This window comes from Streptomyces smaragdinus (assembly GCF_009604385.1).
Classification (GTDB): Bacteria; Actinomycetota; Actinomycetes; order Streptomycetales; family Streptomycetaceae; genus Streptomyces; species Streptomyces smaragdinus.
Window position 1 is genome coordinate 38,840 of the sequence record NZ_WEGJ01000020.1, and the last position, 23,449, is coordinate 62,288.

Below are 23,449 nucleotides of genomic sequence, written 5' to 3' on the forward strand. Positions count from 1 at the left end.
CGGAGAGAGCGCATGACCCTCACGATCCATCCCAGAGTCCTCGCCACGACGTACACCGACCGCGTGGCCCACATGGTCGTCGCCGAACGCACGGAGCCGGCCGAGGGGATCGCGAGCTTCGTGCTCGCGGACCCCGGGGGCGGCGACCTGCCCCGGTGGACGCCGGGGGCGCACATCGACGTCGTGATCGGCGACGTCGTACGCCAGTACTCGCTGTGCGGCGACCCCACGGACCGCAAGGTCTGGCGGATCGCCGTGCTGCGCGAGGAGGCCGGCCGGGGCGGCTCGGTCCGGGTCCACGACACGCTGCGGGCGGGTGCGACGGTCGAGGTGCGGGGGCCGCGCAACCACTTCCTGCTGGACGCGGCCCCGTCGTACGTCTTCGTCGCCGGCGGTATCGGCATCACGCCGATCGCCGCGATGGTGCGCGAGGCCGAGGCGGCGGGCGCCGACTGGCACCTCTACTACGGCGGACGCTCGCGGGGCACGATGGCCTTCGCGGGGGAACTCGCCGCGGAGTACGAGGGCAAGGTCACGCTCGTGCCCGAGGACGTCTCCGGGCGCCTCGACCTGGCGGGGCTGCTCCCGGCGCCGGCGGCGGGCACCCTGGTGTACGCGTGCGGGCCCGAGGGGCTGCTCGCGGCGCTGGAGACGGCGTGTACGGGGCATCCGGCGGGGACCCTGCGCACCGAGCGGTTCGCGCCGAAGGGGGAGCTGTTCTCCGAGGACGACCAGCCGTTCGAGGTGACCGCCGAGCAGTCGGGGGTCACGATCACCGTGGAGCCGGGGCAGTCGATCCTGCACGCGCTGGACGAGGCCGGGGTGATGGTCTTCTCCTCCTGCGAGGAGGGGATCTGCGGGACCTGCGAGACCCGCGTCATCGCCGGTACGCCCGACCACCGCGACTCGGTGCTGACCGAGCGGGACCGGGAGAGCGGTGACGTGATGATGATCTGCTGCTCACGGGCCCGCTCGGAGTCCCTGGTGCTCGACATCTGACGGGCACCCCTGAACCTGCCGGCGCCGCCGACCCCTTCTGGCGCCGGCAGCAGAGGAGGCCGGTCGCCGGACCCCCTGTCCACCGCACGGACAAGGGGGGTTCGGCGGCCGGCCTCTCAGTTCTGTACGCGCAGCTGCCGCACGCACGCCGCGACCACCCCGGCCAGGAACGGCTCGGGGTCGACGTGCGCCGGGTACGGCTCCGGTACGACCTCGTGTACGACGCCGTTGGCGAACAGGGTCCCCGAGCCCACGCCCTGGCGCTCCACCATCTCCGCCGCGTGCGCCGTGTCCCGGTGGACGATCGCGCTCGCCCCCTCCGGCAGCAGCGGCGACAGCCACGCGTGCTGCGCCGCCACCACCCGCCGCGCCGGCACCAGGGCGAGGGCGCCACCGCCCGTGCCCTGCCCGAGGATCACGGACACGCTCGGCACCGTCAGCGCCGTCATCCGCGCCAGGCACCGCGCGATCTCCCCGGCCAGGGCCCCCTCCTCCGCCGCCGGCGACAGATCGGCGCCCGCCGTGTCGACGACCGTCAGCAGGGGCAGGCCCAGCTGCTCGGCCAGGTCCATCGCGCGCTGCGCCTGCCGCAGTCCCGCCGGCCCCATCGGCGCCGGCGCCGCCCGGTCGTGCCCGGCGACCACCCACGACACGCCGCCGAGGCTCGCCGTCGCCACGACGACCGCGTCGTCGCGCTCACCCTCGTTGGTCCCGTGGAACTCCACCACGTCGGCCGCCCGGGCCAGCAGCTCCCGCAGCCCCGGCCGCCCGGTGTCCCGGCTGAGCAGCACGGAGTCCCAGGTCGAGCCGCCGTCCGGGGGCCTTCCCAGCGCTCCCGCCGCGGCCGGGCGTAGGGAGCGCGCCTCCGTCACCCGCATGATCCGCGCCATCGTCGCCCCCATCTCCCCGGCCGTCAGCACCGCGTCGATGACTCCCCGCGCCGCCAGATTCTCGGCGGTCTGCACCCCCTCGGGGAACCGGGTGCCCATGAGCGTCGCGTACACCCGCGGCCCGGAGAAGGCGAGCAGCGCCCCCGGCTCGGCGGCCGTGAAGTGCGCGAGGGAGCCCCACGACGCGAACGCCCCGCCCGTCGTCGGATGCCGCAGATGGGCGACGTACAGCAGCCCGTGCCGCCGGTGTTCGCCGACGGCCCGGGCGATGTCCGCCATCAGGACGAACGCCCGTGTCCCCTCCTGCATCCGCGTCCCGCCCGACGCCGGCGCGGCCAGCAGCGGCAGCCGCGCCGCCGTCGCCCGCTCGAACGCCGCGATGATCCGCCGGGCCGCCGCGGTGCCTATCGACCCGGCCAGGAACTCGAACGCCCCGACGACGACGGCGACCTGCCGCCCCTCGATCCGCCCGGTCCCGGTGACGACCGACTCGTCGTGCCCGGACGCCTTCGCCGCCCGCACCAGCTCCGCGCGGTAGGCGGGGTCGTCGGAGGTGATCTCGACGGGGGAGTCCCACGAGACGAACGACCCGGGATCGAGAAGCGCGCCGAGATACGCCTCGCTCGACGAGCTCACCGCACACCGCCGTTCGCCCACGCCCGCACCCGCTCGGTGTCCGACCCGAGCACCGGCGGGGCGGCGTGTCCCGTACGGGTCACTTCCGCGCCCTCGGTGTCGAAGAACCGCAGCGGCGGACCGGGGAGGGTGAGCGGGCCCAGCGTCTCGTGGTCGACCTCGATGAGCAGGCCCTGGCTGCGCACCTGGTCCCAGGCGTACACCTCGTCGATCGAGCGGACCTTCCCGGCGGGTATCCCGGCCTCGTCGAGCCTGGCCAGCAGCTCGTCCCGCCGCCACGGCGCGAACACCTTCTCGACCAGCGCGATCACCTCTTCCCGGTTGCCCGCCCGCTCGGGGTTGGTGGCCATGCCGGGGGTGTCGGGGTCGATGCCGAACGCCGCGCAGAACGCGTGCCACAGCCGCTCGCTGCCCACCGCGATCTGCACCGCGCCGTCGGCGCAGGGGAACAGGCCGTACGGGGAGATCGCCACATGGTGGTTGCCCTGCGCCTGCCCCGCCTCGCCGGCGATGGTCCACCGGGTGCCCTGGAAGCCGTGGATGCCGACGGTCGCGGCGAGGAGCGAGGACCGTACGACGCCCCCCTTCCCCGTCTGCGCGCGCTCGTGCAGCGCGGCGAGCACGCCGTAGGCGCCGTACATCCCGGCGAGGATGTCGGAGATCGGGGTGCCGACCTTCTGCGGGTCGTCGGGGGCGGAGCCGGTGATGCTCATCAGACCCGCCTCGCCCTGCGCGATCTGGTCGTAGCCGGAGCGGCCGCCCTCGGGGCCGTCGTGGCCGAAGCCGGTCAGGGAGAGGACGACGAGGCGCGGGTTGAGGCCGTGCAGGACGTCGTTGCCGAGGCCGAGGCGGTCGAGGACGCCGGTGCGGAAGTTCTCGATCAGCACGTCGGCCCGCTCGACGAGCCGGAGCAGGGTGGCGAGGTCGTCGGGGGCCTTCAGGTCGAGCTCGACGGACTCCTTGTTGCGGTTGGCGGACAGGAAGTACGTCGACTCGCGGTTTTTGCCCTCCGGCTGGACGAACGGCGGCCCCCAGCCGCGGGTGTCGTCCCCGATGCCGGGGTTCTCGACTTTGATCACGCGAGCGCCGAGGTCGCCCAGCATCATCGAGGCGTGCGGGCCGGCGAGGGCGCGCGAGAGGTCGACGACGAGCAGCCCGGCGAGGGGGCCTGTTGAATCGATCATATGATGCAGCCTATGGAATATAGAATGCAATGACCAGAGGCTGGGGGCGTACGAACGACGGGACCCCCACCGGCCGTACGCCTGCGGGGGTCCCGTCGGATCGCGTCAGCAGTGCTTGTCGCCCTTCGGGCACTCGTGGCGCCTGTTGTCCAGCGGCACGTTGACGTGCCCGCCCGCGCCGTCCACCTCGATCGGGCCCGTGACCGGGTCCTTCGGGAGCTTGTAGCCCTCCGGGACGTCCGTCTCCTCGACGTAGTAACTGCCCGACTCGAGGCCCTCGAACGTGCACAGGCCTTCGTCGTCCGTGGCGCAGCCCTCGCCCACCGGGGTGTCGTCCGGCTGCAGTCCGGGCTCGTCGTTCGTCTCCCGCCAGAGCCGGAACACCGCCCCGGCGAGCGGGTCGCCGGAGACCGCGTCCGTCTTGCGGACCGTGATCGCGCCCTGGGCCCGCGGCACGAACAGCGCCACCGTGCTGGCCCAGCCGCCGGTGTAGTCGGTGACCGTCAGCCCTTCCGGCAGCTGGGGGCGGACCGGCAGCGGATAGACCACGAAGTCACCGGTGCCGACCTCGCCGTGCAGGCCCTCGCCCCACTCGAGGAGTCCGCCGTCGGCGGTGCCGGCCATGACGTGGTAGTAACCGACCACGATGTCGGTGACGTCGGCGTCCTCCGGCAGCAGCACCGGCCCGGGCGTGTTCCGCCAGTCGGTGGTTCCGTTGCCCAGCTGCCCCCAGCCGTTGTGGCCCCAGGAGTACGCGTCGCCCTCCGACGTCAGGGCCACGCCGCTGTACGCCCCGGCCCCGATGTCGGTGACCGTGATGCCGGCCGGCAGCTGCACGGCGACCGGCAGGTTCTGCTGCCCCAGTGGGCCGATGCCCAGCTGGCCCTCGGCATTGGCGCCCCAGGCCAGCACCCCGGTGGTCGTACGGGCCATGCTGTGGGCCCAGCCGCCCGAGACCTGCAGCACCCGGACGGGGCCGGGGATGCCGACCCACGTCGGCACCATCCGGTTGGTCGTGGTGTTGTCGCCCAGCTGGCCGTTGCCGTTGCGGCCCCAGGCCAGGACGTCACCCGTGGCGGTGAGCGCCAGCGCGTGCTCCCGGCCGCAGGCGATCTGGGTGAGCGTGACGTCGTCGGGCAGGGTCACCTCGACCGGCGTCGGGTGGTCCATGAGGTCGCCGGTGCCCAGCTGCCCGTACGCGTTGTCGCCCCACGCGAAGAGCCGGCCGTCCGAGGCCAGCGCGAGGGTGAACTCCCCGCCGCCGGCGACCTGGGTGACTGTCACGTCGTCGGGGAGCGCCGCCTCGGCCGGCGTGGAGCGGTCCTGGGTGCTGCCGTCACCGAGCTGCCCCTGCGAGTTGTGGCCCCAGGCCAGGACCCGCCCCTCGGAGGTGACGGCGAGGTTGTGGAAGGCGCCGGCCTCGACGTCGGTGAGCCGCACGCCGTCCGGCAGGGTCACGTCCCCCGGCAGGCTCCGGTTGTCGGTGGTGCCGTCGCCGAGCTGGCCGTAGGCGTTGTATCCCCAGGACATCGCGACGTCGGTGGGCTCCGACGGCCCCTGGGCGGCGGCCGGCGGGGCGAGGAGCCCGAGCCCGGCGACCAGCGCCGACAATGCGGTGGCGAGAGCGGTGGCCCGCCCCCTCGTACGACCGTGGGCCCGCCTCGCGCGGACCGGATTCAGTAAACGCATGTCCCGTGTCTACGTCATATGCCGATGCGCTCCCGGGTCACGCGCCACGAGGTCCCTGACATGGAGCAGCCGGACCCCCCGTACCGCAGGGGGGTCCGGCCGCGAGCCGTTCAGCAGGTCTTGTCGCCCTTGGCGCACTCGGCGCGCTCGTTGCTGAGGAGCGCGGCGGCCTGTCCGCCGTTCCCGTCGATCTCGTACGGGCCGGAGACCGGGTCCTCGGGCAGGACAAAGCCGTCGGGGACGTCCGTCTCCTCGATGTAATAGCTGCCCGTGGGGAGTTCCCCGAACTCGCACACCCCGTCGCCGTCGGTGGCGCAGCCCTCGCCGATCGCGGTGTCCGGGTTCTCGCCCTCGGTCTGCAGACCGGCCTGCCCGTTCGTCTCGCGCCACAGCCGCAGCACCGCGCCGGGCAGCGGATCGCTGGTGTCGGCGGCGACCTTGGTGGCGACGATGACTCCGGTCCGCGGGAGGACAGCGCGCCGCGTCACGGCCAGGCTGAAGATCCGGCCGCCGCTGTACTCGACGACCGTCTCCCCGTCGGGGATGTCGACCCACAGCGGGTTCAGCCGGGAGGGGACCTCCTCCGTCACGTCCTCGCCCCAGGCCAGCAGCCGGCCGTCGTCCGTCCGGGCCAGGCTGTGGTAGTAACCGCCGACGACGTCGGCGACATGGGCCTCCTCCGGCAGCCGCGCCGTCACCGGGGTGCGCCGCTCCTCCCGCGTACCGTCGCCCAGCTGACCCCAGAAGTTGTCGCCCCAGGCCAGCACGTCGCCGTCGGAGGTGGCGGCCAGGCTGTGGTACGAGCCGGAGCCGATGTCGACGACGGAGACACCCGCGGGAAGGTGCACCGCCACCGGCTCGTTCCGGCCCTCGGCGGTGTTGTCGCCCAGCTGCCCGAAGGTGTTGTTGCCCCAGGCCAGCACGTCGCCGTCGGTCGTCAGGGCCAGGCTGTGCCGCCAGCCGACGGCGACCTCGGACACGTCGGCCCCGGCGGGCAGCAGCGTCTCCACCGGCTCGTGCCGGTCGGTGTTGCCGCCGTCGCCCAGCTCCCCGTAGAAGTTGTGGCCCCAGGCCAGGACGTCCCCGGCGGAGGTGAGGGCCAGACTGTGCCCGCCGCCGGCCGCGACCTGGGTCACCTGGACGCCGTCCGGGAGGTGGACCTCGACGGGCGTGTGGTGTTCGGTCGTGGTGTCGTCGCCGAGCTGGCCGTACGAGTTGTCGCCCCAGCCGAAGAGGCGGCCGTCCTCGGCGAGCGCCAGGCTGAAGTGGGCGCCGCCGGCGGCGCGGACGATCCGGGCGTCCGCCGGGAGCTCCACCTCGACCGGCGTCAGCCGCACCTCCTCGGTGCCGTCGCCGAGCTGGCCGCGGCTGTTGTCCCCCCAGGCCAGGACCCGGCCGGTGGAGGTGATGCCGAGGGCGTGGTAGCGGCCGGCCTCGATGTCGACGAGGTGAACGTCGTCCGGCAGCATCACGTCACCGGGCAGCGGCCGGTCCTCCGTACTGCCGTCGCCGAGCTGGCCGAAGCGGTTGTAGCCCCAGGACAGGGCGGCGTCGCCCTCCGGCGGGTTCTCCTGTGCGGCGGCCGGCTGGGCGGTCAGACCGAGCCCGGCCAGCAGCCCCCATAAGACGGTGGCCGCGACCGCGGTCCGCCTCCTCGCATCACTGTGGGTCCGCGCGGAGCGGATCAGATTGAGTGCACTCATGGTCCGTGTCTACGTCATATGCCAACGGCCGCCCCCTCGGCGCCCCGCGCTGTCCCTGACATGGAGCAGCACGCGAAGGACCCCCGCGGGCGGCTGCCCGCGGGGGTCCTGGTCTGCCGGGTCAGCAGGCCTTGTCGCCCTTCTCGCACGGGGCGAGGTCGTTGCCGAGGCTTACGGTGACCGCCTCGCCGGCCCCGTCCACGGCGATCGGGCCGGTGACCGGGTCGGACGGCAGTGCGTAGCCCTCGGGGACGTCGGTCTCCTCGAGGTAGTAGTCGCCCGTCACCAGGCCGGAGAAGAGGCACCGTCCCTCGGGGCCGGTGGCGCAGCCCTCGCCGATCGCGGTGTCCGGGGTCTCGCCGCCGGTCTGCAGACCGTCCTGCTCGTTCGTCTCCCGCCAGAGCCGGAACACCGCGCCCGCGAGGGGATCGCCGGAGGCGGCGTCGGTCTTGTGGAGGATGACCTGGCCCTGGTCGTCCGACGGGGCCGGCGGCTGCGCGAGTACGGCGAGGCTGAAGCTGATGCCGCCGGAGAAGTCGGCGACCTTCCGCCCGGCGGGCAGGTCGACGTAGTCCGGCAGGCGCCGGGTGACGGCGGCGCCGCCGTCGATGCCGCCGTGCACGCCGTCTCCCCAGGCGAGCAGCCGGCCGTCGGTCGTCCGCGCCAGGCTGTGGTAGTCACCGGCCCGGACGGCGTCGACGGTCACCCCGGCGGGCAGCTGCGCCAGGACCGGCAGGTGCCGCTCCGTCAGGGTCCCGTCGCCGAGCTGGCCGAACGAGTTGTGGCCCCAGGCCAGCACCGTGCCGTCGTCGGTGACGGCCAGCGCGTGATAGCCGCCGGCCGCGAAGTCGGTCACGGTCACCCCGGCGGGCAGCTGCACCCCCACGGGCGTCGTACGGTCGGTCGTGGTGCCGTCGCCGAGCTGGCCGAAGGGGTTGTCGCCCCAGGCCAGCAGCCCGCCGGCGGCGGTGTGGGCGAGGCTGAAGAACTCCCCGGCGTCGACGTGCATGACGTCGGCGCCCGGCGGGATGTGTGTGGTCACCGGCGTCGTACGGCTGGTCAGGGTGCCGTCGCCGAGCTGGCCGTTGTTGTTCCGGCCCCAGGCCAGCACCCCGCCGCCCGTCGTGACGGCCAGGCTGTGGGTGCGGCCGGCCCCGAGGTCGGTGGCCGTGACGCCCGCGGGCAGATGTACCGCGACCGGGGTGTGGCGGTCGGTCGTGGTGCCGTCGCCGAGCTGGCCGTAGAAGTTGTCGCCCCAGGCGAACACCCGGCCGTCCGAGGCGAGCGCGAGGCTGAAGGCACGGCCGCCCTCGACCTGGGTGATCTCGACCCCGGCGGGGAAGTCCACCTCGACCGGGGTGTGGCGGTCGGTGGTGGTGCCGTCGCCGAGCTGGCCGTCGCTGTTGGCGCCCCAGGCGAACACCCGGCCGTCGTTGCTGACTCCGAGGGAGTGGTGGCCGCCGGCGTCGACGTCGACGAGCACCACACCGGCCGGGAGATCCACCTCCACCGGAGTGGTCTGGTCGGTCGTACCGCCGTCGCCGAGCTGGCCGTGGTTGTCGTACCCGAAGGCCAGGGTGCTGTCGGTGCTCTGGGCGGCGGCGGGTACGGCGGTGAGCGCCGACAGCCCGAGCCCGGCCACCAGTCCGCACACGGTGGCGGCGAGAAGGGGGGACCTACGCCTCTGCTTGGTCGTCCGCCCGCGGCGGACCAGGTTCACTACGCGCATGATTCGTATGTACTTCACATATCGACCACCTCCGGGGAGCCCGCCCCGCGCTGTCCCTGACATGGAGCAGCGATCGTACGGATGCCGCCGTTCGGGTGGAGCTGTAGCCCGCTGGTGGCTCCCGCCGGGCGCGCCGGGGCCCGGCACGGGATATTCGGGAGGTACGCGCTGGACGCCGGCCGACGCGTCCCGTGCCGGCGGCGTCGCGCGGCTGTCCTGACCGAGAACGAGCAAGCAGGAGCTGCAGTGGGCACTGCGTCCCCCGGAGACGGTACGACGGTGGCGGTCGAGGACCCGTACGAGGACGAGCTGCCGGTCCGCGTCAGGCGCCCCGGCAGCATCGTGGTCAAGTGGCTGACGACCACCGACCACAAGACGATCGGCACGCTCTATCTCTCGACCTCGTTCATCTTCTTCGTCGTGGGCGGCATCCTGGCCCTGCTCATGCGCGCGGAGCTCGCCCGGCCCGGTCTGCAGCTGCTGTCGAACGAGCAGTTCAACCAGTTCTTCACCGTGCACGGCCTGATCATGCTGCTGATGTTCGCGACGCCGCTGTTCGCCGGCTTCGCCAACTGGATCATGCCGCTGCAGATCGGGGCGCCGGATGTGGCGTTCCCCCGGCTGAACATGTTCGCGTACTGGCTCTATCTCTTCGGCTCGGTCATCGCGGCGCTGTCGCTGGTCACGCCGCAGGGCGGGCCGGACTTCGGCTGGTTCATGTACGTACCGCTGTCCGACGAGGTGCACACGCCGGCCATGGGCGCCGACATGGGCATCATGGGGCTGACGCTGTCGGGCTTCGGCACGATCCTCGGCTCGGTCAACTTCATCACGACGATCGTCTGTATGCGCGGGCCCGGCATGACGATGTTCCGGATGCCGATCTTCACCTGGAACGTGCTGCTCACGTCGGTGCTGGTGCTGATGGTCTTCCCGGTGCTCGCCGCGTGTCTGCTCGCGCTGGAGGCGGACCGGAAGTTCGGCGCGCACATCTTCGACCCGGCCAACGGCGGGGCGCTGCTCTGGCAGCATCTGTTCTGGTTCTTCGGGCATCCCGAGGTGTACATCATCGCGCTGCCGTTCTTCGGCATCATCTCGGAGATCATCCCGGTGTTCGCCCGCAAGCCGATGTTCGGCTACATCGGTCTGGTCGGCGCGACGATCTCGATCGCCGGTCTGTCGGTCACGGTGTGGGCGCACCACATGTATGTGACGGGCGGGGTGCTGCTGCCCTTCTTCTCCTTCATGACGATGCTGATCGCGGTACCCACGGGCGTGAAGTTCTTCAACTGGATCGGCACCATGTGGAAGGGGTCGCTGTCGTTCGAGACCCCGATGCTGTGGACGGTCGGCTTTCTGGTCACCTTCCTCTTCGGCGGGCTGACCGGCGTCATCCTGGCCTCACCACCGCTGGACTTCCATGTCTCGGACACCTACTTCGTCGTCGCCCACTTCCATTACGTGGTCTTCGGGACGGTCGTCTTCGCGATGTTCGCCGGATTCCACTTCTGGTGGCCGAAGATGACCGGCAAGATGCTCGACGAACGGCTCGGGAAGATCACCTTCTGGACGCTGTTCGTCGGCTTCCACGGCACGTTCCTCGTCCAGCACTGGCTCGGCGTGGAGGGCATGCCCCGCCGGTACGCGGACTATCTGGCGGTGGACGGCTTCACGGCGCTCAACATGGTCTCGACGATCAGCGCGTTCCTGCTCGGGATGTCGATGCTGCCGTTCCTCTACAACGTCTGGAAGACGGCGAAGTACGGCAAGAAGATCGAGGTCGACGACCCCTGGGGTTACGGCCGTTCGCTGGAGTGGGCGACGTCCTGCCCGCCGCCCCGGCACAACTTCCACACCCTGCCCCGGATCCGCTCCGAGTCCCCGGCGTTCGACCTCCACCACCCGCAGCTCTCCCGTGAGCAACTGGAGGAGTACCCGCTGACGGAGCCCGTCCGCGAAGGGTACGACCGGTGAGCGAGGCGGGCGCGGACCCCTCGGTGCGGGACGGGATCAACCAGCTGGAGACGTATCTCTACTGGCAGCACCAGGAGGAGCGCACCCGCGCCGAGACCGAGGCCCTGTGCGCCGCACTCCCCTGGCTGGGCCCGGACGAACGGGACGAGGTGGCGCGGCACTACCTGACCGCGCGCCGCGACCTGACGGAGACCATGCGGCAGCACATCGCGTGCCGGATCCCGCAGATCCGCTCGGAGTACGAGACCCGCTACCACCAACTCCGCGTCCGCACGGTGGCGGGCGCGGCGGGGGCGGTACCGGCGATCTGTCTGGCGGTGGAGCTGCTGCGGCTGTGACCTATTGGTCGTCGCCGGCGATGGTGACGACCAGACGCCACATTCTGGTCGAGGGGTTCGTCTTGTGTTCGTGTCCCTCCGGGGCGAGGGCGCGGGCACGCTCGACGGCCTCGCCCCAGCGTTCTCCGTAGTCCCGATCGAATGCAACACCCTTGTCGGACGGAACGTCGACGAACTGCTGCAGCTTCTGCTTGACGGCACGGTAGTCGGGAGTCCAGCTCCGGTGGTCCGTGTGGTGCAGCAGAAGCCAGATCTCGAAACAGGGGTTCGACACGACCAGTTCGATGTCGTTCGCCGAGGCGTGGCTCACCGCCGGTCGAGATCCTGGAACTCGTCCACGTCGACCACGCACCAGACCTGGTCGAACTCCCCGCCGGGGCGGCCCCAGCGGCTGACCGCGTACTCGACGACCTGAAGGGGTGACCCGGGTTTCTTCGTCACTCGCAGAGCGAGGTTAGGGCGCTTGAACTTCGCCTTGAATCCGCTGAGATAATCGTACTCTGTGGTCTCGGCGCCGCATACGACCATCAACTGGTCGACGCTGTTCCTGGTGCCCGAGGAGCGAGTGAGGTCAGTTTCGCGACTTGGCCTGTGTGCCTTCGGCCTGCCGCTCGGCTTGGGTGTCCTGGCCAGTCCCCCCACCCCTCCGCAACACGGCCTGGGTAAAGCTCTCGTCGATGAACGGAACACCACCGTAGCTCCCTCCCAGGTATCTCCGCTCCCGGTTCTCCTCCTTCCTCGGTTTGAATTCCGCCAGCGAGTAGAGAGAGCTCTCGCCGAACTCGTTCTTCTCCACGAACCAGACTTGGTCGCGCTTGAGAATGTCCTCCCCGTCCCGCCGTCCGAGGAGGCTCGGATCGTGAGTGGTGAAGATCAACTGGGCGCCCCGCGGATTCGTCCCCGGGTTCTGGAAGAGACTGATGAGCCGTGCCGTGAGGAGCGAGTGAAGGCTTCCGTCGATCTCGTCGACCACGTAGGTCCCGCCTCGGCGCAGGACTCCCAGAAAACGGGGGGCCTGCTCCAGCAGGGTCCGGGTTCCCGCGGACTCGTCGTGCAGATCCATCTGCACCATGCCGCTGCGCCCGCGATGGCCCACCCAGGGACGCAGTGCCTCGCGAGGGCCCTCGTCCTCCAGCTCACGCAGCAGACGTGCCGGTATCCGCGATCCGAAACGCTGCCGCAGGGCTTCCTCGTCCATCAGGACCCGTTCCATCCCGCAGCCCTCGATGCCGAGGTCCGCCGCACGGAGAAGATCCATGATCTCCGGATAACGGTCGGCGTCCTCCAGGGCCCTCATCGCGGACAGTCCGGGCGTACGCCGGTCGTTCGTGCCACGGAACTGCAGTTGCCTGGCGAACCAGTCGTACACCGGCCGGAAATCCTGTTGTTTCGAACGGGCGGCCAAGGACATAAAGAGGACGTTCGATTCGGTGATGCTCTCGACGAGAGCCAGTTGTCCCGAGGACTGTGACGCGCCGGGTTCGACTTCGTCGCCCTCACGCGAAAACAATTGACGCTTCTTGCCCTTGGGGTAGCTGGCGAGCCACTCCTCGATGACACGGTCGTCGTCCACGCCGAACCCGTACGTATAACGGACTCCGTCGAGCAGCAGGTCCACGATGAACCACGAGGGCTCGCTCTTGGCCTGGTCGTCCAGAAGGAACGGGTAGCGGTCGATGCCGCCGTCCGGCTCGGCGTCCCGGTGGGAGGAGACCACCATGCGGGCCATGTACTGCAGGGCGTCCACAAGGTTCGACTTGCCCGAGGCGTTGGCTCCGAAGACCCCCGCGACCGGAACGGCGCTCCACGCCGTGTCCTCGGGACGGTCGTCGTCGTACACGGGATGCAGGTTGAGTTGCTGCTCATGCCGGATGGAGCGGTGGTTCGCCACACGGAAACTCAGCAGCATGCTCGCGGGCCTCCTCGCGGGTGAAGTGACCGGGGCCGTCGATCCCACTCCTTGCCAGTGAACCGTACGGATCTGCCTCTGGCAACGTGAATCAGCGAATGAGATCCGGATTCGTGTGGGAAAACCGCAGAGCTGAAGATTTCGCACGTCGGTGAGGCGGAAGGTGTCAGGGGAGCCGCCGGGCGCGCCGGTGATCTGTCCGGCGGTGGAGCGCTGTTTCGGCTCCGACGCCGGAGGGTTTCGTTCCGGTCGGTGGTGGTCACATTCGGGTCACGAATACGTTCAACCTGAAACAAAGTTGCTCAGGGAGTCGAATCATGCACGGTAGGTCACCGCATATGCCTTGGGGGTATCCGTGGCAGACCGCCTGTATCGGCTCCTGTACGGGCGCCGCGCCCTGCTCTTCGCCGTCCTGAGCGCCGCCGCGTCCGTGGCTGTGGCGGCCGCTCTCCTCCTGCCCGCGCTGAACCCGCCCGGCGATACGCCGAAGGCCGTCCCCACCGCGGAGGACGAGCGGGTGCAGGCGGCACCGTCCCGGCCCGGCGAGGATCCGCGCCGGCCCGGGCCGTCTCCGTCCGGGACCGAGGGGAAGCCTCCGGCGGACGGCCGTGACGCCGGGCCCGGTACGGACGTGGCCCCGCAGGAGGAGAGCGCGGCGCCGGGTCCCGGCCGCACCGGCGACGGGACCGCCCCCGCCTCGCCGTCGGCTTCGCCGAGCCCCACGGCATCCCCCACCGGCGACCCCGGGCCGTCACCCTCGCCGACGCCGAGCCCTCAGCCCACGGGCTCCGACGGGCTGGTGTGCGTGGGGCTGGCGCGGCTGCTCGACCTGTGCCTTCTGTAGGCGGTGGGCACGGTCAGCGCACCGCCGCCCCGCACCGGGGACACCGGCACGGCGGCCACGCGGGGATCGCCTCGGGCGACGCGTTGGGGTCTGGTACGTACCGGGTGGCCCGGACGGGGATCCTTGTTGGCTTCGAGGATAGCCATAGCTAGCTAGGTTAGATAGTCGATACAGGCGAACTCGTCTCGCCCATCGAGCTCGGCCCGCCTAGCGTCGAGCCATGGAATGGCAGCCGGACGTACCGCGGTGGAAGCAGGTGTACGCGATCCTGGAGACCCGGATCGCCGACGGGACCTACCCGCCGGGGTCCCAGCTCCCGGGCGTCCTGGGCATCCAGGAGGAGTTCGGCATCGCGCAGATGACCGCGCGCCGCGTGCTCACGGAACTGCGTGAGGCGGGCCTGGCGCAGATGCAGCCGGGAATCGGCACGTTCGTCACGGAGCTGCCCGTGAAGCCGGAGTCAACCTCCGAGTAGAGGCGAGCGATCGGCCCGTTCCGGTCATCAGCCCGCGCGATCGGACAGGGCGTCGAAGTAGTGCGCGATCTCCTCGTCCAGCAGTACCTCGTCGCTGCGTTCCAGGTCCGCAGCGCCGGCGCGGTCGCGGGCGTGCTGCCAGGGGCCGGTGGTCTGATGGCTCATCGCGGAGAGTTCGTGGGTGGGGTATGGGGCGAAGGTCTCCAGGACGATGTCGACGGAATCCCGCTCACCGTTGTCCAGGGCGGCGACGGAGCCTTCGATGTCACCGATGTTGAGCTGGAACCGCCCCCGGTGCTGCCGGTACAGCTCTCGGACGACCGGCCCATTCGCCCAGGCTTCGAACGGCTCCTCGAACAAGCGCTGGTGCTCCCACGCGAGGTGATAGCCGTAGGCGAAGTAACACAGTCTCTGGAGCTTCAAGACGGACATGGGTCCGTGTTCGGCAAGGATGTAGGCGGCCACGTCATGGACTGTCGCCGTAGTCCTTCTTCCTGGCTCAGCAATACCGCTGACCTGACGGAGGTTGGGTTCGCCGCGATCGATCGCGCCGTCGAAGTCTGTGGACATGCATGAATCGTGCAGGACAGCTCGGAGCCGGTTTGCCGCTATCGAGGTCTGTAACGACACCGGGGCCCTGCAAGCCATTGGTTGCAGGGCCCCGGAACGCTCGTGACCCGACGTCAGCAGGGCTTGCCCTTAGGGCAGTGGACGCGCTCGTTCGTCAGGTGGAGTTCCACTCCTCCGCCCGCGCCGTTCACCTCGAAGGGGCCCGTGACGCGGTGCTTCGGGAGTTTGTAGCCCTCCGGGACGTCCGTCTCCTGGACGTAGTAGTCGCCCGAGGGCAGGTTCTCGAAGGAGCACCGGCCCTCCGCGTCCGTGGCGCAGCCGTCACCGACCGCCGTGTCCGGGGAGTCGCCGCGCGTCTGCAGGCCCGGGCGGCCGTTCGACTCGCGCCAGAGGCGGAACACCGCGCCCGCCAGGGGGTCGCCGGTCTTCCGGTCGGTCTTGGTGATCAGGACCTCGCCGTCGGCCGGCGGGCCGGTGATGATGAGGCTGAAGCTCAGGCCGCCGTCGAAGTCGATCACCGACTGGCCGGCGGGCAGGTCGACCCACACCGGCACACCGCTCTGGACGTATGTGCCGTCGCCGAGGCCGCCGTAGAAGTTCTCGCCCCAGGCCAGGAGCCGGCCGTCGGACGTACGGGCCAGGCTGTGGAACATGCCGGCGCCCACGGCGGTGGCCGTCACGCCGGGCGGGAGAAGGGCCTGTACGGGCAGGAACTGGTTCGCCGTGGAGTCGTCGCCCAGCTGACCGTAGAGGTTGTACCCCCAGGTCAGGACGTCGCCGGTGGACGTGACCGCCAGGCTGTGGCTGCTGCCGCCCGCGATCCCGGTGACCACGGTCCCGGAAGGCAGGTGGACGGGCGTCGGTACCCGACGGTCCGTCGCGGAGCCGTCGCCGAGCTGGCCGCCGGCGTTGTAGCCCCACGCCAGCGCCTCGCCCTCGGACGTGACCGCCAGGCTGTGGATGTCCCCGGCCGCGATCTCGGTGACGGTGATCCCGGAGGCCAGGTCGACGGGTGTCGGTACGTGGTGCTCCGTCACAGTGCCGTCACCCAGCTGCCCGCGGTCGTTGCCGCCCCAGGCCAGGACCTCCCCCACGGACGTGAGCGCCAGCGTGTGGCTCAGCCCGGCCGCCAACTGGGTGACCGTGGTCCCCGGTGGGAGGTCCACCTCCACCGGCGTGAGCCGGTTGATCACGGAGCCGTCGCCCAGCTGCCCGCGGTCGTTGTTGCCCCAGGCGAAGAGCCGCCCGTCCGACGCGAGCGCCAGGCCGTGCATGCTTCCGGCCGCGATCGCGACGATCGTGGCGTCCGCGGGAAGGTCCACCGGCATCGGCGTGCGGTGGTCGGTCATGGTGCCGTCGCCCAGCTGCCCCGCGTTGTTCTGGCCCCAGGCCAGCACCTTCCCCTCGGACGTCAGACCGAGTCCGAAGTATGTGCCGGCCTCGATCGCCGTCAGCCGTACCCCGTCGGGCAGCACGATGTCGCCCGGCGTGTTGCGGTTGTTCACGGTGCCGTCGCCGAGCTGGCCCCACACGTTGTAGCCCGTGGACAGGGCGGATTCGGCCTCCTGGGCCGCGGCGGCCGGCGCGGTCAGGCCGAGCCCGGCCACCAGCGCCCACAGGAGGGCGAGAAGGACGGCGGGACGTCTGTGGTGAGTCCGCGCGGGGCGGACGAAGTTTAATACGCGCATAAATCGTATGTACGTCACGTACGCACGCCCCGAGGGGCGACGCCCCGCAGGTATCCCGAATGGACCAGCCCCCCCGCACAAACGGGACCCCTGCGGGGAGTTGCCCGCAGGGGTCCCGTACCGCTGGGATCAGCAGGGCTTGCCCTTCGGACAGTGCATCCGCTCGTTGACCAGGCGGACGGACACCGTCTCACCCGTACCGTCCAGGTCGAACGGGCCGGCGACGCGGCGCTTCGGGAGCTTGTAGCCCTCCGGGACGTCCGTCTCCTGGACGTAGTACGTGCCCGAGATCAGGTCGTCGAAGGTGCACCGGCCGTCGGCGTCGGTCGCGCAGCCGAAGCCGACCGCCGTGTCCGGGGAGCCGCCGCGGGTCTGCAGGCCGGGGCGGCCGTTCGTCTCGCGCCAGAGGCGGAACACCGCGCCGGCGAGGGGTTCGCCGGTCTTCTTGTCCGTCTTGTACACGCGCACCGTCCCCTCGGCCGGCGGCCCGACCAGGGCCAGGCTGTATCCGAGCCCGGCGCTGTAGTCGGCGACCGTCTCGCCCGCGGGGATCAGCACCCACGCCGGTGTGTGCCGGTTGGTGGTGTCGCCGACACCGAGCGCGCCGGCGAAGTTCTCGCCCCAGGCCAGGAGCCGGAAGTCGGACGTACGGGCCAGGCTGTGGCTGCCGCCGGCCTCGACGTCCCGGACGGTGACGCCGTCGGGGAGGAGCACGTCCACCGGCGTGTGCCGGTCGGTCGTGGTGCCGTCGCCCAGCTGGCCGTAGAAGTTGTCGCCCCACGCCAGCGCATTGCCCTCGGAGGTGACGGCCAGGCTGTGGTAGAAACCGGCCGCGATCGCGGTGACCCTGGTGCCCGCGGGGATCAGCGCCTCCACCGGCTCGAGCCGAGTCTGCGTCGAACCGTTGCCGAGCTGCCCGAACGCGCTGTTGCCCCACGCCAGCACCCGGCCCTCGGACGTCAGCGCCAGGCTGTGCCGGTCCCCGGCCGCGATCGCGGTGATCGTGGTGCCGTCCGGGATGTGGACGGCGACCGGCTCCTCCCGGTCGTCCGTGCTGTTGTCGCCGAGCTGCCCGAACCCGTTGCCGCCCCAGGCCAGCACCCGGCCGTCGGACGTCAGGGCCAGGCTGTGGACGTTGCCGGCGGAGATCGCGGTGACCGTCACGCCGGGCGGGAGGTCCACCTCCACCGGCAGGTGCTGGTCCTCGTCCGAACCGTCCCCGAGCTGCCCCTCGGCGTTCCGCCCCCAGGCGAACAGCCGCCCGTCCGAGGCGAGCGCGAGGCTGTGGAACCCGCCGCCCGAGACGTCGGTGATCCTGACGCCCTCGGGCAGCCGCACCTCGACCGGCTCACGCCGGTCGTCCGTCGTCCCGTCGCCCAGCTGACCGGACCGGTTGTCACCCCAGGCCAGCACCCGGCCCTCGGACGTCACGCCGAGGCCGAACCGGGCGCCGGCCTCGACGTCGGTGAGGGTGACACCGTCCGGCAGCAGGATGCCGCCCGGCTCGCTGCGGGGGTCCGTGCTGCCGTCGCCCAGCTCCCCCTGGCGGTTGATGCCCCACGACAGGGCGGTGTCGGAGGGCTCCTGGGCGCCGGCGGGCGTCGCGAGGCCGAGCCCGAGCAGTAAGGCGCACAGGGCGGTCAGGAAGGCGGCGGGACGTCTGCTGCGTGTCCGCGCGAGGCGGATGTAGGTGAATACGTACATAAGTCGTATGTACGTCATATATGCCCGGACCCCGCCGAGGCGCCCCGTACCGCTCCCGAATGGCCCAGCCTCAGCCCGCCCGCCACTGCGTGGCCGCCGTCTGCCCCCGGCCGCCGATCACCCGGGCCTGGTTGTCGAGCGAGTGCGTGCCCTGCTTCCAGTAGTCGTTGTGCCCGGTCGTGTCCGTGACCAGCATGTTCGCGCCGAAGTTCCGGTCGTCCGGGGTGTGGCCGAAGGGGGACAGGAAGATCTGGCCGAGGTCGGGGACCGGGTCCTTCTCGGCCTCCATCGCCCAGACGTGGCCGGCCGGTACGTTCAGCTCGGAGGCGCCCCACACCAGCATCCCGGGGCTGCCCGCCACGATGATGTCGTCGACCCCCGGCAGCCCGCCGCCGTCCATGGCGCCCGCGCCGACGACCGTGGAGCCGTAGCTGTGGCCGACCGCCGTGATGTGCCGCTCGCCGCCCTGGTGGGAGGCCTCCATACCGCCGAAGAACTCCCGGAGCGCGGGGCCGGCGTCGCGGGCGTACTTCTGGTCGGCGGCGTCCGGGACGATCTCGTCGGGGGCGTCGTACCCGAGCCAGATGACCCCCGCGACGTTCCCCTCGCCGCCGTACGCCTCGCTCGCGCGGACGATGTCGTCCGTACGGCTGAGGCTGCCGCTCATGTCGCCGAGGTCGGCGCCGGTGCCGGGGACAAAGACCGAGGTGTGCTCCACGGTGTCGGGGTCGCCGACGGAGGCGATCGCCTTGCCGTCGCGGGAGGGGTCGAGGGCGATCAGGTGGATGCGGTAGCGGGCGGGGCCGGCGTCGGCCACGTCCATGCGGTCGCGCAGGGCGAGGAGGTTGTGGAGGGTGCCGGTCGACGGGCTCTCGCCCCTGGCCGTACGGGACGCGATCCAGGTGTCGAGCACGGCGCGGTTGGCGTCGTCCCGGACGGTGACCGGGAGGCCGTTGAGGCGGCCGACGTCCTCGGGGTAGGCGGCGAGGTACATCGCGCGGTCGTCCTGGGAGAGGCCCTGCCACCAGGCGGCGGACGCCTTGGGGTCGCTGCCGTCGGGGAGGCCGTTGTCGACCGGGCACATGCCCTGGTCGGACTGGAGGACGAGCCGGGCGTCGGCCTGTGCGTCGCCGGGGTCCGTCAGCCGGGCGGGGACGAAGCGCCGCAGCAGGGTGGCCGCTTCCTTCCCGGCCCGGTCGGCCTGCTGGACGGCGGCGTCGATACGGGCCTGGTGCTCGGCGCGGACCCGGGTGACCCGGCGGGTGACGTCGGGGTCGTGGCGTTCGGCCTGCGTCAGGGGGCGGGCGGTGACGGTGCCGTCGGCGGTGACGGTGTAGCAGCCGTCGGCCTCGGCGTCCTTGACGGCGGCGTGGAGATTCCTCTTCGCGGTCTCCATGCCGAGGCGGAGGTTGTCCAGTACGACGGATATCGCGAGCGCCTGGCTGCCGGCCACGCCCAGCTCGGACTCCGTCCGGTCCATCCTCGCCATGCCCGCGTACGCGGCCTCGCCCTTCCAGCCCATCTCGCGCAGGGGCCCGGTGACCTGGCCGCGGTGGACCTCCTGCTGACCGCCGCAGGTCTTCGACAGCGCCAGCCACGAGCCGTGGGCGGCGGTGACCTCCGAGGTCGACTGGTGCATGAGGGTACGGAAGTCACCCACGGGGTCCGCCTTTGAGGCTCGCGCCGACGTCGCCGTCGGTCCGGCGTTGGTGGGTGACGGTGCCGCGCAGTCCGGTGGCGTTGGACTCGAGGTCGCGGCGTAACCCGGCGAGGGCGGAGCGCCATTCGGTGGCGAGCCGGGCGAGGACGGCGCCGACGTCCCAGCCGTCCATCTCGCTCGCGGCGGCGGAGGTGTCCGTGGCCGCGCTCTCGGACTTGGGGCCGACGGTCTCGGCTATCAGGTCAGACTGCCCGGCGGCGAGGTTCATCGTGGGGTAGTCGTGCTTGAGGTCCGGCCAGGCGGGGGAGCCTGCGGGGGCCGCGAGGACGGGGGGCGGGCCGGTGGGGTCGTGGAGGGTGTTGAGCTGCATCCGGGTGGACTGGCCGGCGTGCGCCTGTGCGACTAACTGTGACCACTCTTGCTCGAATGTGCTCATGTGTGCTCCCGCGCGCTCGGAGTCAACAGCTATGTGACGCGAGAGTACCTAGGTTGTGGGGGCCAACACCTGAGTATCGGCACTTGCGTTCGTTTCACCGGTCGCGGTGCAGGATGTACCACTCGCCGGTGTAGCCGCCCGTCCACACGTGCACCGTCGGCTCGTCCCGTGTACCGGCGACGGTCCAGTCGCCGAGCCGGCAGCCGGGGATGCTCAGGTCGAGGGCCTGGAGGTCGCCGGACTTCCCGGCGTCGCGCCAGGTGCCGGTACCGTCGCACCGTCCGGTCCGCTCGGCGGAGTCGTACTCCGCGACACCCTTCGCGGTGAGAGTGCCGTCGGCGGTGAGGGTCAGGACGCCGCCGTCGCCGTCGGACCAGGTGCCGGCCAGCTCCGCACCGGTGAGCTGCGGTGCCTCCCACGCCGTGAGCACGTCGGTGGCGTAGAGCGCGACGCCTGTCACCACGGTGGCGACGAGGAGGGCCACCGCGCCGCCGGTGCTCGCGCCGGTCGCCACCCACCGCTCGTTCAGGGCGGCGCGGGCGACGAGCGCGGCGGGGAGGACGGCCGCGGCGGACCCGAGCCAGGTCCAGCCGACGCCGGCCCAGGCCGGTGACTCGCCGACCGGCAGGGGCAGTACGACGCCGAACGCCACGACCACGGCGGTGACGACGAGGAGGGTGGTGGCGGCCAGCCACCGCCAGGTCTCGCGCCGCAGCCGCCGGTGCGCGGACCAGCGCGAGAGGCGGACGGCCGCCAGGACCACCGTTCCGGTGACGAGGGCGCCGGCGAGGGGGACGGCGATGAGGTAGAAGATCCCGCCGACCGCGTAGTTCCCGGGCGGGGGCTCGTACCGCAGGCTGACGGTGACCCACACGACGAGGGCCGTCAGCGCCTCGACGCACAGCACCGCCCACGACGCGAGGAGCGCGCCCCCGTACCGCAGTCCGGTCCGCGCCCACGTCTTGCCGCCGGCCCTCACCGGTCGCGGTCCAGTCCGTACCAGCCGATGTCGGGGTCGCCCATCCACTGGTGGACGGTCGGGTGGTCCTGGGAGCCGCCGACGGTCCAGACGTCGGTGACGTACGAGCAGCCGGGGATGTTCAGCGCGACGCCCTGGGCGCCTTCGGTGTCCGACACCGCGAACGTCCAGGTGCCGGTGCCGTCGCATTCGCCCGACTTCTCGCCGAAGCTCTCGAAGTCGTACTCGGCGACGCCGTCGGCCGTGACCTTGCCGTCGGCGGTGAAGGTGAGGAGGCCGCCGTTGTCGTCGGACCAGGTGCCGAGCATGAAGCCCTGGTCGACCTTCGGGTACTCGTACACACGCAGCAAACCCACCGCATAGAGCCCGGCGCCCTGCAGGACGATTGAGGGGATCAGTACCGCCGCGGCGCCGAGTGTCAGCGACGCCACGTGCCGGTGGCGGTTCAGCGCCGCGCGGGCCAGCAGTGTCGCGGGGGAGGCAAACACCACGAGGCTCAGCCACAACCCAACGACGACGACCGCGTCCGGACGCACGCCGAGCAGGAGCGGGCAAACGACACCGAGCGTCAACGACCCCGCCGCCGCCATCAGCACGCAGGTCGCCGAGCACCACCACCAGGTCTCCGGCCGCGGTCGGCGCCGCGCGGACCAGCGGGAGAGCAGCAGCACGGGCCAGGTCACCGTCACCGCCGCGATCGTGCATGCTATTGGGCCGACGAACATGGCCAGAGCAACGCCGAGTCCGTAGTTGCCGGGAGCGGGCTCGTAATGCGGGGTGAGCATGATCAGCACAACAACGGTGACCACCCCCTCCACCCCGAAGCCCACGGCGGCGGTCCACAGCGCGGCGACCCACCGCGGACCCCGCGGCTTCACCCCCGCGACCGGCCCCAACGCGCCCAGCGGGCGTACCCCTGCCATCCGTCTCCCCCTCCCGTCCGGGGCATGCCCGGGCTGTCCGTACAGCCCGGGCCGCCACCGACGGGGGACAGCCTGACACAGGTTTTGAACGCGTTCAAGCGATCCTCGCGCGGAGGACTACTTCCGCCAGAAGAGGTGATGCGTCACGCCGCTGGGACTGGGCACGACCTCCAGGTGGTACCGGTCGGTCAGCTCCTCCGGCGACTCCCACAGCCGCAGCCCCTCGCCGAGCTTCACGGGCGCGACGGCCACGTGGAGCGTGTCGATGAGCCCCGCGTCGAGGAACTGCCGGACGGTGGAGACACCGCCGCCGAGCCGTACGTCCTTGCCGTCCGCCGCCTCGCGGGCCCGCGCGAGGATGTCGGCGGGCTCGCCGGAGACGAAGTGGAACGTGGTGTCGGAGAGGCTGAACGACGGCCGCGGATGATGCGTCATGACGAACACCGGCGTACGGAAGGGCGGCTCGTCGCCCCACCACCCCTGCCACTCCAGATCCGTCCAGGGCCCGCGCTGGGGCCCGAACTTGTTCCGCCCCATGATCTCGGCCCCGATCCCGTTGAGGAAGTCCCGGGTGAAGTAGTCGTCGAGCCCCCGCGTCCCCCCGGTCTCGGTCCGGTTGGGCCAGCTCGCGGTGGCCCCGGCCCACGAGAACAGCCGCTCGGGCCGGTCGCAGCCGAAGGGGCTCTCCAGGCTCTGCCGGTCGCTGAAGCCGGCGCCGATCCCGTCGCCGGAGAGGCAGAAGTTCATGACCCGCAGCAATTGCTCCATGTGTCCCTCATCAGTCCGAGCGCGGCGGAGGTGCCGCACACCCTGACGTCGAACGAACCACACGGGAATCGACACCGCCCCCCGGACTTTTCCGGCCCGCGTCCGTCAGGGGGAGTTCCGCCGGGCGGCAGGCCCGGACTTCGGCCATCAGGCGGTCCATGGCGGCCTGCTTCTCCGTCGCCGACCGCACCGGGAGCCCAGCCGCTTCGCGGCGCTCCCGGACCTGGCGCTTCATCTCCTCCCAGCCGACACTGCCACCCATTCGTACCCCCTGGTCTCGATCTCGTCCGGATGCGCGTAAAGGCATCTCTTCGCCGGTTATACGCCTCCCGTCCTTCCAACCGCGCCGAC

At 71.4% G+C, this 23,449-nt stretch carries 21 protein-coding genes; 5 read left to right on the top strand and 16 right to left on the bottom strand.

The features are described from left to right. The first annotated feature begins 12 nt into the window (after nt 1–12). Entirely contained in the window at nt 13–999 is a 987-nt protein-coding gene (locus SRB5_RS22470; RefSeq protein ID WP_407703954.1) for a PDR/VanB family oxidoreductase, read from the top strand. A gap of 116 nt (nt 1,000–1,115) precedes the next feature. Here the strand turns inward: SRB5_RS22470 and SRB5_RS22475 are convergent, their stop codons facing one another. The 5 genes from SRB5_RS22475 to SRB5_RS22495 all read right to left on the bottom strand — a co-directional run bounded on the left by SRB5_RS22475 (nt 1,116) and on the right by SRB5_RS22495 (nt 8,830). Next, complete coding sequence (locus tag SRB5_RS22475; RefSeq protein WP_153454890.1) at nt 1,116–2,525, bottom strand: carboxyl transferase domain-containing protein; 1,410 nt, start codon at nt 2,523–2,525, stop codon at nt 1,116–1,118. Continuing rightward, nucleotides 2,522–3,709: a CaiB/BaiF CoA transferase family protein gene (locus SRB5_RS22480; protein ID WP_153454892.1), complete on the bottom strand. Its 1,188-nt coding sequence runs from the start codon at nt 3,707–3,709 to the stop codon at nt 2,522–2,524. Before SRB5_RS22480 ends, SRB5_RS22475 begins: the two co-directional genes overlap by 4 nt. A 105-nt stretch (nt 3,710–3,814) precedes the next feature. Next, a complete protein-coding gene (locus SRB5_RS22485) occupies nt 3,815–5,398 on the bottom strand; it encodes an RCC1 domain-containing protein (RefSeq protein WP_153454894.1) in 1,584 nt (527 codons plus the stop codon). 110 nt (nt 5,399–5,508) lie between these two features. Beyond that, nucleotides 5,509–7,101, bottom strand: coding sequence for an RCC1 domain-containing protein (locus SRB5_RS22490; RefSeq protein WP_153454896.1), 1,593 nt, complete (start codon nt 7,099–7,101; stop codon nt 5,509–5,511). A 121-nt stretch (nt 7,102–7,222) separates the two neighbouring features. Beyond that, on the bottom strand, nt 7,223–8,830 hold the full coding sequence (locus SRB5_RS22495; RefSeq protein WP_194292997.1) for an RCC1 domain-containing protein: 1,608 nt from the start codon (nt 8,828–8,830) through the stop codon (nt 7,223–7,225). Nucleotides 8,831–9,076: 246 nt separating this feature from the next. On the opposite strand from SRB5_RS22495, the gene ctaD reads away from it, so the two are divergent. Both ctaD and SRB5_RS22505 read left to right on the top strand, forming a co-directional pair. Then, nucleotides 9,077–10,804, top strand: a complete 1,728-nt coding sequence (gene ctaD / locus SRB5_RS22500) for an aa3-type cytochrome oxidase subunit I (RefSeq protein WP_323378302.1) — start codon at nt 9,077–9,079, stop codon at nt 10,802–10,804. After that, nucleotides 10,801–11,142 carry a hypothetical protein gene (locus SRB5_RS22505; protein WP_153454900.1) on the top strand — a complete coding sequence of 114 codons (342 nt, stop codon included), beginning with the start codon at nt 10,801–10,803 and terminating at the stop codon, nt 11,140–11,142. Before ctaD ends, SRB5_RS22505 begins: the two co-directional genes overlap by 4 nt. A 1-nt stretch (nt 11,143) precedes the next feature. Here SRB5_RS22505 and SRB5_RS36640 read toward each other — a convergent pair whose 3' ends face one another. The 3 genes from SRB5_RS36640 to SRB5_RS22520 are packed head-to-tail and all read right to left on the bottom strand — an operon-like array spanning nt 11,144 to nt 13,051. Further along, nucleotides 11,144–11,452, bottom strand: a complete 309-nt coding sequence (locus SRB5_RS36640) for an RloB family protein (protein WP_194292998.1) — start codon at nt 11,450–11,452, stop codon at nt 11,144–11,146. Beyond that, complete coding sequence (locus SRB5_RS37185) at nt 11,449–11,670, bottom strand: RloB family protein (RefSeq protein ID WP_267132606.1); 222 nt, start codon at nt 11,668–11,670, stop codon at nt 11,449–11,451. The genes SRB5_RS36640 and SRB5_RS37185 overlap by 4 nt, the downstream gene beginning before the upstream one ends. Nucleotides 11,671–11,713: 43 nt before the next feature. Next, nucleotides 11,714–13,051, bottom strand: coding sequence for an AAA family ATPase (locus SRB5_RS22520; RefSeq protein ID WP_153454906.1), 1,338 nt, complete (start codon nt 13,049–13,051; stop codon nt 11,714–11,716). Nucleotides 13,052–13,406: 355 nt separating this feature from the next. Between SRB5_RS22520 and SRB5_RS22525 the strand changes: the two genes are divergently transcribed. After that, nucleotides 13,407–13,895, top strand: coding sequence for a hypothetical protein (locus SRB5_RS22525; protein WP_153454908.1), 489 nt, complete (start codon nt 13,407–13,409; stop codon nt 13,893–13,895). A 220-nt stretch (nt 13,896–14,115) separates the two neighbouring features. Continuing rightward, the gene (locus SRB5_RS22530) at nt 14,116–14,370 is read left to right on the top strand and encodes a GntR family transcriptional regulator (protein ID WP_153454910.1); all 255 of its coding nucleotides are present in this window, start codon (nt 14,116–14,118) and stop codon (nt 14,368–14,370) included. Between the two features lie 27 nt (nt 14,371–14,397). Here SRB5_RS22530 and SRB5_RS22535 read toward each other — a convergent pair whose 3' ends face one another. The 8 genes from SRB5_RS22535 to SRB5_RS22570 all read right to left on the bottom strand — a co-directional run bounded on the left by SRB5_RS22535 (nt 14,398) and on the right by SRB5_RS22570 (nt 23,098). Next, nucleotides 14,398–14,940 (bottom strand): Panacea domain-containing protein, encoded by a 543-nt coding sequence (locus SRB5_RS22535; protein WP_153454912.1) that lies wholly within the window; start codon nt 14,938–14,940, stop codon nt 14,398–14,400. Between the two features lie 113 nt (nt 14,941–15,053). Continuing rightward, on the bottom strand, nt 15,054–16,628 hold the full coding sequence (locus SRB5_RS22540) for an RCC1 domain-containing protein (protein ID WP_153454914.1): 1,575 nt from the start codon (nt 16,626–16,628) through the stop codon (nt 15,054–15,056). Nucleotides 16,629–16,757: 129 nt separating this feature from the next. After that, complete coding sequence (locus tag SRB5_RS22545) at nt 16,758–18,332, bottom strand: RCC1 domain-containing protein (RefSeq protein WP_194292999.1); 1,575 nt, start codon at nt 18,330–18,332, stop codon at nt 16,758–16,760. A 70-nt stretch (nt 18,333–18,402) separates the two neighbouring features. Beyond that, nucleotides 18,403–19,971, bottom strand: coding sequence for an alpha/beta hydrolase (locus SRB5_RS22550; protein ID WP_194293000.1), 1,569 nt, complete (start codon nt 19,969–19,971; stop codon nt 18,403–18,405). 13 nt (nt 19,972–19,984) lie between these two features. Next, entirely contained in the window at nt 19,985–20,428 is a 444-nt protein-coding gene (locus SRB5_RS22555) for a hypothetical protein (RefSeq protein WP_153454920.1), read from the bottom strand. 94 nt (nt 20,429–20,522) lie between these two features. Further along, the gene (locus tag SRB5_RS22560; RefSeq protein WP_153454922.1) at nt 20,523–21,407 is read right to left on the bottom strand and encodes a hypothetical protein; all 885 of its coding nucleotides are present in this window, start codon (nt 21,405–21,407) and stop codon (nt 20,523–20,525) included. Then, complete coding sequence (locus SRB5_RS22565) at nt 21,404–22,330, bottom strand: hypothetical protein (RefSeq protein ID WP_153454924.1); 927 nt, start codon at nt 22,328–22,330, stop codon at nt 21,404–21,406. Before SRB5_RS22565 ends, SRB5_RS22560 begins: the two co-directional genes overlap by 4 nt. Before the next feature lie 117 nt (nt 22,331–22,447). Next, a complete protein-coding gene (locus SRB5_RS22570) occupies nt 22,448–23,098 on the bottom strand; it encodes a dihydrofolate reductase family protein (protein ID WP_153454926.1) in 651 nt (216 codons plus the stop codon). Between the last annotated feature and the right edge of the window lie 351 nt (nt 23,099–23,449).